Source organism: Nostoc favosum CHAB5714, from assembly GCF_020829495.1.
GTDB classification, from domain to species: domain Bacteria; phylum Cyanobacteriota; class Cyanobacteriia; order Cyanobacteriales; family Nostocaceae; genus Nostoc; species Nostoc favosum.
The window spans coordinates 121917-134393 of the sequence record NZ_JAIVFQ010000002.1 but is presented as its reverse complement, the minus strand read 5'-3'; the positions used below and the strand labels follow the sequence as shown (position 1 = coordinate 134393).

10 protein-coding genes are annotated in these 12477 nt (G+C 43.1%); 4 read left to right on the top strand and 6 right to left on the bottom strand.

Annotated elements, in window-relative coordinates; translation table 11 throughout:
* Window positions 1–327: 327 nt before the first annotated feature.
* From LC586_RS02165 to LC586_RS02150, 4 genes are all read right to left on the bottom strand, one after another.
* Entirely contained in the window at window positions 328–1245 is a 918-nt protein-coding gene (locus LC586_RS02165) for a fimbrial biogenesis chaperone (RefSeq protein WP_229482739.1), read from the bottom strand.
* A 38-nt stretch (window positions 1246–1283) separates the two neighbouring features.
* Window positions 1284–1835 carry a hypothetical protein gene (locus LC586_RS02160; protein WP_229482738.1) on the bottom strand — a complete coding sequence of 184 codons (552 nt, stop codon included), beginning with the start codon at window positions 1833–1835 and terminating at the stop codon, window positions 1284–1286.
* A 104-nt stretch (window positions 1836–1939) separates the two neighbouring features.
* Window positions 1940–2527: a hypothetical protein gene (locus LC586_RS02155; RefSeq protein ID WP_229482737.1), complete on the bottom strand. Its 588-nt coding sequence runs from the start codon at window positions 2525–2527 to the stop codon at window positions 1940–1942.
* A 206-nt stretch (window positions 2528–2733) separates the two neighbouring features.
* Window positions 2734–5460: an ELWxxDGT repeat protein gene (locus LC586_RS02150; protein ID WP_229482736.1), complete on the bottom strand. Its 2727-nt coding sequence runs from the start codon at window positions 5458–5460 to the stop codon at window positions 2734–2736.
* A gap of 540 nt (window positions 5461–6000) precedes the next feature.
* Here LC586_RS02150 and LC586_RS02145 point away from each other — a divergent pair.
* Window positions 6001–7488: a sensor histidine kinase gene (locus LC586_RS02145; protein WP_229482735.1), complete on the top strand. Its 1488-nt coding sequence runs from the start codon at window positions 6001–6003 to the stop codon at window positions 7486–7488.
* Between the two features lie 343 nt (window positions 7489–7831).
* The gene (locus tag LC586_RS02140; RefSeq protein WP_229482734.1) at window positions 7832–8635 is read left to right on the top strand and encodes a fimbrial protein; all 804 of its coding nucleotides are present in this window, start codon (window positions 7832–7834) and stop codon (window positions 8633–8635) included.
* A gap of 427 nt (window positions 8636–9062) precedes the next feature.
* Here LC586_RS02140 and LC586_RS02135 read toward each other — a convergent pair whose 3' ends face one another.
* Window positions 9063–10145, bottom strand: a complete 1083-nt coding sequence (locus tag LC586_RS02135; protein WP_229482733.1) for a tetratricopeptide repeat protein — start codon at window positions 10143–10145, stop codon at window positions 9063–9065.
* A gap of 98 nt (window positions 10146–10243) precedes the next feature.
* On the bottom strand, window positions 10244–10873 hold the full coding sequence (locus tag LC586_RS02130) for an RNA polymerase sigma factor sigma-70 region 4 domain-containing protein (RefSeq protein WP_229482732.1): 630 nt from the start codon (window positions 10871–10873) through the stop codon (window positions 10244–10246).
* Window positions 10874–11069: 196 nt separating this feature from the next.
* Between LC586_RS02130 and LC586_RS02125 the strand changes: the two genes are divergently transcribed.
* The gene (locus tag LC586_RS02125; RefSeq protein ID WP_190735826.1) at window positions 11070–11666 is read left to right on the top strand and encodes a glyoxalase-like domain protein; all 597 of its coding nucleotides are present in this window, start codon (window positions 11070–11072) and stop codon (window positions 11664–11666) included.
* A 353-nt stretch (window positions 11667–12019) separates the two neighbouring features.
* Window positions 12020–12475: a DUF29 domain-containing protein gene (locus tag LC586_RS02120; RefSeq protein ID WP_229482888.1), complete on the top strand. Its 456-nt coding sequence runs from the start codon at window positions 12020–12022 to the stop codon at window positions 12473–12475.
* Window positions 12476–12477: the final 2 nt, after the last annotated feature.

Below are 12477 nucleotides of genomic sequence, written 5' to 3'. Positions count from 1 at the left end.
GGAAAGAGATTTTGAATCTTACTCCCTTTATCTTGTAGGGAAGGGGCTGAGGGTTAGGTCTGTGTAGCCGCGACTTATAGTCGCCAGGTGAGTAATAAATTAGACTTTAGAAACATCCTCTAATAAATTCAGGCGTAGTACAAAATCAACTCCGCTTGAGAGGATGTTTGAAAAGTATAAGCTTGTATCAAGATCCCCCCTAGCCTCCCTTAAAAAAGGGAGAATAACCTTCTCAAAGTCCTCTTTTGAAAAATCTAAAGTTTTGGATACCTCAGCCACCACTTTTCAAACAACCTCTGATAATTTCAGCTTTTGATGAAGTAAAAGCTATTTACTACGAAGACGATTCCTCAAATTTTGAGAACCAGAAGACCTAGTTTGATTTGAGGCGGTAGTCGTAGCTTTTGGAACAGTAAAGGGAATACCTTGATCGATTTTTACTCCGTTCAATTCGCCGTTAATATCTAATACGTATTTACCCGGTTCTAATGTCTGAGTGATAGGTAATTCGATGTTATGACGAGTATTAGGTAATACGGGCAATAGTGGCAGGGTTCCTACAGCTAATAAATTTTGTGGGAGTTTTTTTCCTGGTTTTTCCAAGTCTTCTATAGGTTTTGTAGCCGTAGCTCCTGGGTATTTAGCCGCAGGCCAAATGGCATATTGACCTTTTAGCCGGACATAACCATTACCTTGGCTAGAAATATCAAATCGCGCTGTTACACCATTGGATTGAGGAGCTACAGTAATTGAATTGAGTACACCAACTCGCTTGATGTCTCCTACATAGCCATAGATGACAACCCCTAAGCGTCCTACAGAGCGCACACCCTTGACTTTCTCACTGGGAGAAAGAATTTCTTCAAAATATAGTACAGCTCGGTATTCACCTGGTTTAGGTTGAACTTTGGGACGAATAGCAAAACGTATAGTCTGGGCGCTGCGAGGGGGAACGGTAAATTGAGACGGAGTGAAAACAGTCCACTGATCTAATGATTCCTCGGTGGAAGGCATTTCTACCAATTTATTGTCTTCATTCATCTTCCAAGTCCGCACATAAGCTTTGAGTTCAATCGGCTCAGAAGATAAGTTGAGTACACGAATCGCTTGAGTGCGAGTTTTACGACTAATTTCTAGTTCAATTCGGTTTGGGCTGACACCAATATTCAAAGCTGTGGCGCTTGATATACCCAGGGCAAATGCCCCTATTAAACTTAAGGCTAAATGTGTGGCTCTGCGAAACATATCTTTACATACCATTTATAGGTAAGTACTATTTATTACTAATGTTGGTTTACCGTGACCGTTATTACACCCCGATAGCCACCTGCAATTCCGACATTAGCGAGATCGAATTGCAACCGCGCGCCCCCCTGAACTAAAGCTGTGTTGGTATTCTCATCCCGATATATCTCGATAATGGGTAACGGTTCTACAACAACGCGCATTGTTTGCTCAGAACGATAATTGCTACTAAACCCATTATTTTGTCCATTCTCTGCTCTAAGTTCATAAGTGGCATAGAGAGAACCCACTTTGTCTATAGGAACGCGCATCTGCCAAAGCTCTGGTAACTCGCGGGTAATCAACGTATGAAACTGGGGAGGAGCTAGTAAATCTTGCTGATTCGTCACCGCCTGACTGACGGGAGCAGGTAAAATTTCCCCTAACTGTTGGGGAGGAATGGTCAGTTGTTGGGGGGTTGATATCTGATAGATTTGTGTTGGCTCTGGCAAATTTAGAGATTGCGCTACAACTTGGGGCTGTGGCCAAGCCAGAAGTGCCAGTAGCATACTTAAGCAAGACTGAAAATGAATTGTCTGATTGCTAACCATTTGGCTGGGCTGTAACTGTCTTTAACAATGAGAATGGCATTATCTGGTTGGCATCCTGCTTGTCAATGGCAGCAGGCAAGATGCCTATACCAGTAATGATGGAACTATGGAGCTGTCACGCTAACATTGACGACACCTCCGGTGTACGCACCAGCCTGCGTAGCAGTACCCAAGTCAAACGTTATATCTGCACCACCAACGAAAGGTGTATCTAAACCAGGTGGAGTAGCTGGATCAGCAACAGTTTTAGCGATACTGACAATGCTTGCAGTAGCACTATTTGGACCTGTAAGAGCAGTGGTAGTAGGGGACAAGGTGACAGCAATACTGCCACTGGGGTTATTAGACCAAACAGCATACAATTCACTCACGTTTTTTGTGATACTACCGCCTGTTAAACCAGCGAATGGACTAGCTTGATCGATAAGAGTAGTACCGGTTGTCGTGGCAACAGTGTTGAAGTCTTTTCCAATTCCAGCTGTAGTTACTGCCGTACCTCCTGCCAAGTCAGCTTCAGTAATAGCTAAATCAACTGTTTGGAAAGTCCGCAAAAAAAGTACTTCTGGCACGCTAATTTGAACAGACACGTTTTGGTTAGTAGTTAGCTGGGCGTGGGCTGGTGCTGATAACAAAGAGCTACCGACAACGGCGGTACCAGCAGCAACGATAATAGCTAAGATGTTATTTTTCATGATTCAAATTCGCTCCTCAGTATATTTCTGTGAATTCGGTTAGTTTTGAACTTTCCAATTGGCTTTTTTGGGTTTGAAACCTTAATTTTGAACATCACATTTAGGAGTGATTTTCCAGGCTTCCGAGAATTGTTTGAGACGCTGATATGCAATTGAGCAAACGGAAATTCTTACTTTATGACTTGGTTATAAACATCACCTCCTTTTCATAAAACCCACAATTCTGTTCCATCCGTCCCGTTGGTGGCTGTGAAGAATAGTCGTGTACCAACGACAGTCAGCTGGGTAGGGTTGGCATTGCCTGTTGAGTTGATATCGCTCACCCTTCTCGTACCTACATCTGTGCCATCACTACTCCACACTTCTCTATCGTTTGTAGACTCAGAAGCTACAAAATAGAGGGTATTACCAAAATTAACGAGACTACTGGGAAAACTGTTGTTCGGATCTGGGCCTTCCCAGATATCGCTGACTAAAATTGTGCCTGCATCGGTGCCGTCACTCTTCCACAGTTCCAATCCTGTTGTGCTGTCATAGGTTGTGAAGTTGAGAGTGCTACCGACAGCAGTCAGATACAGGGGGCCAAAACCAGTATTCGGAGCTTTTGTCAGGTCATTTTTGACCCGCATAGTTCCTGCATCGGTGCCATCACTTTTCCATAGTTCTTGTTTGAAGTCACCATTGCTATCTGTGACGAAATATAAGGTACTACCTAAAGGTCTAAGTTCGCTTGGTGCAAAACCGCCCGTACCAGAGGTAATGTCTTTGACAATAGTTGTTCCTGCATTGGTGCCATCACTCTTCCATAGTTCCAGGCCCTTAGTGCCATCATTGGCAGTGAAGTAGAGAGTGCTACCAATTGCAGTCAGTGTGGCAGGAGGCGAACTCAATCCACCAGGTCTGATGTCCTTAACAAGGGTGGTTCCGGCTGCGGTACCGTCGCTTGACCAGAGTTCAACACCGTTAACTGAGTCAAGGGCGGCGAAATACAGTTTGTTGTTAAATGCGATGAGATTGCTGGGGCTGGAACCCGTGGAACCTGAGTAGATATCTTTGACTAGACTAACTGTCGTGCCATCGTAAACCCAAAGTTCATTGCCGTAAGTACCGTCATTAGCAGTGAAGAATGCTTTGTTATCAACTACGGTCAGATTCTTGGGGTCTGAACTACCAAGTCCAGGATTGATATTACTGACTCTATTGGCTGTCGTACCATCGTAAACCCAAAGTTCCCTACCGTTAGTACCATCATCAGCACTGAAGAGTAACTTGCTGCCAAAAACAGTTAGTTTGTCTGGGTTAAAACTGCCAGGGTTAATGTTGGTGAGCTTAGTTGTACTTGCTAGGCTACCGTCACTTTTCCAGAGTTGGATGCCGTTACCATCGTTGGCAGTAAAGTACAAGGTGCTACCCAGCGCCGTGAGATTATTCGGGTTAGAACTACTTGATCCTGGGGAGATTTCCAACTTCTCAAATTGACGCTCGCTTAACAGGTTTAGGTTGTAGAAAGTGTTAGCACCAAGAGAGTTGATCCGAACGTAATAAGTACCCGCTACAAGACTATTAGTGGCAAAAGTAAATTCTGGTGTATTTTCTGAGATACTAAAGCTCTGGAGCGTGGTTCCACTGCTGTTGAGTAAATCGACACGAGGATTATCAGATAGACCAAGAAGAGAAACGGTTAACTGACTCTTGTAAGCCAGATTGAAACGGTAATAATCGTCTGTGTCGATATTGCCAATAAAATCGCTGAAGTTCTGGGAACCATCTAGGGTGCCAATATTTTTAGCTGTACCTCGGGTGTTTGGCGCTATATCAGGGGCAATAGGAGTAGCGGAAACACTCAGATCGTAGTTAGTTGCTGCACCAGAAGCCGGGTATACACGGATATAGTATGCGCCTGCATTCAAGCTGTGGCGGATAATGTCTGAAGTAATACTAGTCTGGCTAGAAGTAGCGATCGCTGCGCCGTTACTGTCGAGTAGTTGGACGTTAGCATCTGCTGTTTGAGGTGTTAAGGTCAGATCAACTAGAGTATTCGACGTTAAATCAAAACGGTAATAGTCATTAGTATCAATGCTATTTACATAGTCTGTGAAGTTTGAAGGCGTAGAGCTTAAGGTATTGATATTGCGAGCCTCCAATAGGGTGTTCCCTGCATTGTCTACTGGGTCGGCAACAAAGTTGAGATTCAAAGTATAGTTTGTCGCACTTGTGGCACCAGGATACACTCGAATGTAGTATGTGCCGCTAGCAAGACTGCGACTAATTGATTCTGAATTAGTATCAGTTTGAGTAGAACTTTGGATAATTGTTCCAGAGTTATTCTGTAATTTCACATTGGCATCACCTCCTAGACCATTGAGGTTTAAGCTGAACGCCCCACTATTTACTACGTTAAATTGATAGTAATCATCGTTATCAAGGATGACACCCCTATTGCCAACATAATCAGTGGTAGTGTAGCTGCTAGTTAGAGAACCAATGTTGAATGCTTGCGCTAGGGAGTCGTCACCGGCTTTATTGATGCTAATCGGATTAGCTGAGAGGCTGAGGTTGTAATTAGTGCTTGCACCACTCACTGAACCGACACGGACATAGTAGAAACCAGGATTCAGGCTGCGAGTGAGTAATTCTGGTGTTGTACCGCTAGCATTGGCAGTTTGGAGAGTATTACCGCTTTCGTCATACAGTATTAGACTTGCGTTACCAGTCAAACCATTCAATCTCAGCGTCACAGCGCTAGCGGGGTCGCTGCTGCTGGCACCAATGCGGATTTTGTAATAATTGCTAGTATCAGTACTACTAACAGAGTCCTGAAAAATACTGGAGTCGTTGCTGAGTGAACCACCCATATAGAGTGCAGATGTAGTGTCTAAAGCTGTAGTTCTGCTACTTCCTGGATCTGGAAATCCTGTATATGTTGTTGCCATAGTATTTTTCTAAAACTCCGATGCTTATACTGGCTGCAAGTTACTTATAGTGCGGTAATGTTAACTAGCTATTGACATAACCAAGAATTACTGTTGATGCTGCTTGAGTTCTGACTTATTTAGTGGAAATGCAACTTGTTGACAAGTGTGATTCTTACTTTTTTAACTGAAGCGATTGTTTATGACTTGGTAGATGTCAAATGGTTCAGATTTGCAAATTTGAAGTTTTAGTAAGTTGCTACTAATAACTAGTCAAAGACTCATTATTTGCAAAAACAAAGACAGACTTGTTGTCAGTATGTAATAAATAGCCGAATCTGGAATGGAAGTATAAGTCATAAAGTAACTACGGGTTATTGATTTCTGGTTTTTATTGTTCTCTAAAGTACCTTTGTTCTCATCTATTGCAAGTAGAATCTAACTTTTACATAAAATATATTGCTACAGTAAATTTACGTAAAAAGTTTAATTCAAAAATTTGAATTTTTAAAGTATTTTAAAAAGTATTGCCTAATTCTGCGATTTGGATATTGTGGTGATATGTTCCAGGCTACTCGTCGCCGTCTCGCCCTTTGGTACACTGCTGTAACTGCTGTATTACTACTACTGTTTGCCAGTGGCGTTTATTTATACGTCCGCAGTACATTGATTGAGCGGATTGATGATACCCTTAACCATGTAGTGGAAATAGTGGAGCGTTGTCTCACAACAAGCCCGTGTGCATCTAAGCTCATATTTGAACCAATTAATGCTGATCCAGATAAATTTCGCATTAATAATCTAGAAGCCAGTTTTCGTGACAATACCGACACCGTAGAAGATGACCACATCGACTTAGAATGGTTTAGTCCGACTGGTGAATTACTATGGTCAACGCTATCCGAACCCCTAAATATTCCTATTCATGCCAACCGCACTGGTGAAACTGTGGGCGTAGTTAAGGGAGAGAAAGAAAAAGGCAAAGATGATAAACTCCTCACCCCTTACTCCCCACTCCCCACTCCCCACTCCCCACTGTTATTACGGCAAGTTACCCAACGGGTGGAAGTGGGGCGGCAAGTATTAGGATATCTGCGTGTTAGTCATCCCTGGTTTGAAGTTACTAAACCCAGTCGCCAATTAATTTTTGATTTGGCGCTAGGTATTGGGTTAATGGTACTTTCTGTCGGCGCAAGTGGCTGGTTTCTTTCGGGTAAAGCGATGGAACCTGTAGGAGAGTCTTACCAACGCCTCAAACAATTTACTGCTGATGCTTCTCATGAACTTAGAAGTCCCATTACTTTGATTCAAACAAATGTGCAAGTTGCTCTTGCTGACTTGGATTTAGCAGAGACAGAAGCGACTAATTCTTTGCAGTATCGGCAACAATTAAAGGTGGTGGAACGGTTAACGCAGCGTTTGGGTAAATTAGTTAATGACTTACTGTTTTTAGCACGACAGGATAGTGGTATTAGCAAAGATACTTTTTCACCTTGTCCGCTAGACGCTTTGCTGATGGAGGTGGTTGAAGAACAACACTTGTTACTCCCTGAAAAAAAAATCGCTCTTTCTCTAGACTTAGTTGATCCACCCGCCTCCGAAACTAGCCCGGAATTACTGGAAAATTGGTTTACCCTTGGGGGCAATTGGGATCAACTGGTGCGGCTGTTCACAAATTTGATTGCTAACGCTTTGCATTACACTCCAGCAGGTGGACGGGTGAAAGTGGAATTGGCGCGGATAGAAGGAATAAATCGCGTTTCTGGACTACGTTATACCAGCGCCCAGTTGCAAGTTAAAGTGAGTGATACCGGTGTTGGAATTCCAGCAGAAGCACTACCACGCTTGTTTGATCGGTTTTATCGGGTAGATCCGGCACGGACTCATACAACTGGGAATACAGATACAGCCAGCGCTACTGGTTCAGGATTGGGATTAGCGATCGCTCAAGCTATTGTGGAACATCACCAGGGTCATATTCAAGTTGAAAGCACTCAAGGCATTGGCACCACGTTCACCGTCACTTTACCAATAACTCTTGAGTCTTAATTCGGCAAGAAATATTTGTTTCCTGTGATAGATGTAAGATTTCAGTCCACTCAACTGGACTTTAACTATTAGTCAGGAAATTTATTTTCTAGCGGTATGTTGTTAAACAAGACAAATTTAACTGTTATAAAAATGTGGTCTTATTGCATGATTGAGGCTTTCAGTCTTGAGAATGAAATATATTTAATTATTTAGATTATTTTTGCATCCTTAGCTAGATACGAAAAATCAAGTAGTTTGTTAAATATTAGATGTACTAAACGACTGATAAAAACTAATTTAATTTTCTGCTGTATCAATCTTTCTAAAAAAAATTAAGTTTTTATAGGAGCCAATAAAGAATATGAAGTCTCAAAAATTTCGCAAGTCTGCTGAGTTATTTGGCGCTATTTTTGGGGGATTACTGATTAGTCTGCCAGCAATTCCTCAAGCAGTAGCACAAGAATCTACTCCCAAGGTTAACCCAAGTCCTAGTATTTTTAGTGAACCACCCTATAACCGCTCTCAGGCTCCCGTACCACCAGGGCCAGGTGTTAAACCACCACGCCCAGTTCCTCCGACTGAGGGGCAATTGTCTCCCTTAGCACCAGGGCCAGGTGTTAAACCACCACGTCCAGTTGCTCCGACTGAGGGGCAAATGTTTCCCTTACCACCAGGGCCAGGTGTTAAACCACCACGCCCAGTTGCTCCGGCTGAGGGGCAATTGTCTCCCTTACCACCAGGGCCAGGTGTTAAACCATCACGCGCAGCCCCTAGAAATCAAACTCAACAGCCCTCACCAAGAGCGGTTTCCACCGACCAACCACCACTACTACAACCACGGCAAACCCCCAGCGCTACGATCACACTAGTAAATGGTATAGTTAACATCAGGTTGGTAAATGACACTGCGGCTAATGTAACCTACCAAGTGATTGGCGATACGGCACCGCGATCGCTACCAGGTAAGTCAGATGTCACACTGCAAGCTTTAAGCGCACCAGTAACGGTGACATTTGAACGAGAAGATGGCGGACAGTTGATAGTAACTCCACAACCCTCGTCAGAGCTAGGAAGCTTGGAAGTTAGATTTAACGAAGCTACGAATGCAACACAGGGTAGAAGTGCTATGAGAATCGAACGAAACGGTTCAGTCTTCTTGAATTAATCAAACGTGAGTTCGATGAACCTCTCCCTGACTTGAACTAAAGTTCAAATCTGTCCCTCTCCGAGTCGGCTACGGTGTACACACAAGTCTCGTCGCAGCCATATCTTTATTAATAAATCTCGCACTGCGTTTCTATCCCGCCTCGGAATTCATTCCGAGTCTCATAGCTGAAGTCCACGCTTTGTGGACTAAATTGATCGTTGATAGGACTTACGCACGGGTAACGGAAAACGAACCACAGAGGGCGCAGAGAAGCCAGTGCGCCCTTGCGGTTAAGAGACTTGTTCGCTCAAGCGCGTTCCCGTTCGCGCAGCGTCTCCGTCAGGAGAAGGGTAGCAACTGGCGCGTCACGGAGGAATGAGAGTTTGAGAGGGTTTTTGCGTAAGTCCTATTCTCTTTCAATTCAAAATCTAAAATTGAATGATTTCTACTTGCGCTGAAGCATTTTAGTTAGCTGATCCAGCAATTGCACTTCTTGCTTGCTGTCTTCCAATGTCCGCGCCAGTATAATAGCCCTTTCGTAAAAATTGCGAGCAGTTAGGTAATTACCTTGTTGCTTGTATAACTGAGCGTAAGACTCAAAAGATTTTAATTCTTCTCGCAAATTTTGCAATTCTTTAGCGAGTTTTAAACGTTCCTCTAGTAAATCAAAAGCCCGTTCATAACGTCCGACAGCAGTGTGAGCAGTAACTAAACCGTCAATTGCCCGTAATTCATTAGTGCGATCGCGGTTAGTTTTAGCTATCTGCATTGCTGCCCCATAAGTGCCAATAGTATCCTGATAATTTCCAGATGCTAAGTAAGCATCTCCTAAATTATTTAAGGTATTTGCTTCACCGATGGCATCGCCAGTCTGACGGCGGAAAATTAAAGCATTTTCATACAATTTAATCGCCTTGTTATAATCTCCTAACCTGGCAGTTACTAAACCCAAATTACTTAAAGATAGTCCTTCTCCTTCAATGTTTTTGACACCGTGAGCAATTGCGAGTGCATCTTCAACAGAATTGCTGGCAGCAGCAAATTCTCCTTGTTGCAGGAAAAATGTACCGATATTATTTAGCACAAAAACCTGAGATTGGAAGTCTTTAGTATCACGAGCGATCGCTAATCCTCTTCTTAAAGCATCTTCCGCCTCTTTTAAACTACCAATCTGCACATAAGCCTTAGCAAGCAAATTGTAAGTTAGACCTTGTGCTTTCAGGTCGCCAATTGCGTGATATAGTTCCAATGCCCGCAAGCAAGACGTAATTGTTTTATCGGCATATCCTGAAGCGTATTGTTTTTCACCGATACTCAGCAAGCCATCTGCTTCATCTCTTGATTGTCGCCCAACAGAACTATTTAAAGGACGGTGGAGTTGTTGCGTAATATCAACTGCACTCGCAGCTATGGGACTCAGCAAAAAAGTAAACAGTAAAAAGCTCTGTAAAAGTATTTGGGGACGAGAAATCGCACCTACACAAATTAAGCTTACCTTTTGCCTGGGAAATACAAGCCGTTGTTTCATAAAAATTACCCCTAAAGTTGCGGGTTTAAGTAGAAGGTCTAAGAAAAAGTTTTAAGTTTTTAAATTGAAGACAAACAATATACGCATTTGCACTTAATTTATGATTGCGCTAAATCTTCCCCAAAGTATATAGCGCGGATATCTGTGGGTAATTTATCCTCTAGCATACGATAGCCTTCCTGAAGAAAATTGGCTACTTCATTAGGTGCGATCGCTTCTCCTTCGGCTTGCAGATAGGCGGCGATTCTAGTTTCGCTCCAGTGGAAAGTTTGAGCCATTAACACGATTAATCGCAAAACTGGTGGTAGTTGGTCTAATGCCTGTTGTACATAGCACCATAGCGGCGGCGAAGTCGCTTGCAGAGAATAATGAATTGCTTCTGTGGATGGTACTTTAATCTCATTAATACAAAAAGCTGTCATATTAATTAACCAATTTTGCATGGTTAAAGTTTCCTCGCCTGATTCAGAGGCGGTTAAATTTAGTCCACCGAGTTCGTAGTAGATATGCCGCCAGGTGAGGGCAAACAGATAATCTGCCTGCACAGGCGATCGCGCCGAATGCCGAATTAAGGTATACACTATGGGACTATAGCGACAAAAAATCACCGTGAAGTACTTTCCGGCATCTGGATTTTGCTGAAACAGAGTCAGTAGTTCATGGTCACTGTGATGGAACAGCGACTTCACCAGGGGGTGATTAGCTTCCGGGAAATGAGGAATTTGCATAAGCCTTTCGATGGATAGTTGTTAAAATAGTTTTGGGAATTGCACTCCGGTAGCTAATCGCATAATATCTTGGTGTTGCCCAGTTTGTACCCCAAACTCAGACTACTTGAGTATTGATAAACTAGAAACAAAGACTTAATTTTAGTCTTAATCGACAATCATAAAATCGGCTCCCTTATAGAATCCTTATTTGTTCATGGTTATAGCAGTTAGTGTGATATCGTTCCTGCTCAGTCCCCTTACCTTAGGCTCCTTTCTGCCTTCCCTGCCCTTAGATAGCCTGTTCTCCACTCAAGGCATTATGGTGATGCTGCTTGCAGCTTACGCTGGCGCAATGTGGATGTTCCTCACCAGTGCCCCAAAAGTACACACTGTAATGGTGTCGGATTTGGAGATTGCCCGACAGTTGTATGAAGGGCTGCTAGATTTGCCAGCAGCTGAGGTGCCATTGCACTACTACTACAATTACGAACAAACTATTGGCGCAACTGGCATTGATCCACTATATATGTCTACTGGGCCGAGCTTGTCTAGCAAAATGATGAATAATGCCAACGATGGGCTGTGGTATCAATTGAAGAAAAACACCCAGCTACATGTCATTACTGGGGCGAGTTTAGGTAGCAAAAATCAGCAACGCCACGTTTGTTTTGATCACGACTGCCTGGAAATGATTTTAATGCGAGTCGAAGTGCGCGGTTTGAAATTCAAGATTCGCAACCAAAAGCCCCTGAATTTTTTGGTCAAGGACTATGAAGGGCGCGTGATTGAGGTGGCTGAAGTAGCGAATTAGTCGTTAGATTTTAGATTATTTTAGGTTGGGTGGTGCGTAGCTTGCAGCCGTAGGCATCGCACCACCCAATATTTTTTTTATATAGTAGGTGAGGCGTAGCTTGCCGCCGTAGGCATCGCTCTACCATTGATTATAGGACTTACGCAAAAACTCTCTCAAACTCTCATTCCTCCGTGACGCGCCAGTTGCTACCCTGCGGGAACGCTAAGAGCGAACAAGTCGGGGAACCGCAAGGGCGCACTGGCTTCTCTGTGTCCTCTGTGGTTCGTTTTTCATTAGCTGTGCGTAAGTCCTAGATTATCCAAAGTCATTATCACGGTTTTGCTAAATAAAAGCTTATGACTGTCGAAAAGATGTACACATCTCATCTGTATGAAACAGATTTCTATACTTGGACTCAACAGCAAGTTAGCTTGCTCAAAACTCAACAGTGGGATCAATTAGATACTGTTAACCTAATTGAAGAAATTGAAACTTTGGGCAGAAGAGAACGACAAGAATTAAGAAATCGGCTAGGAGTATTGTTAGGACACCTGCTGAAATGGCAGTTTCAAGCTGAAAAACGTAGCAATAGTTGGTTGGGTACAATTCAAGAGCAACGTGTTCAAATTAAGCTGCTTCTGCAAGATAGCCCTAGTTTGAAACCTTATTTAGACGAAGTTTTCCCCACTGTTTATGAACTAGGTTTAGCTTTGGCAATGCGAGAGACTAAATTAGGTGAGCAAATTTTTCCAGAAATATGCCCTTACACTCCAAGCGAAACTCTAAATTCTGAATTCTTACCAAATGGAAATCATGTTAATGAATAGGG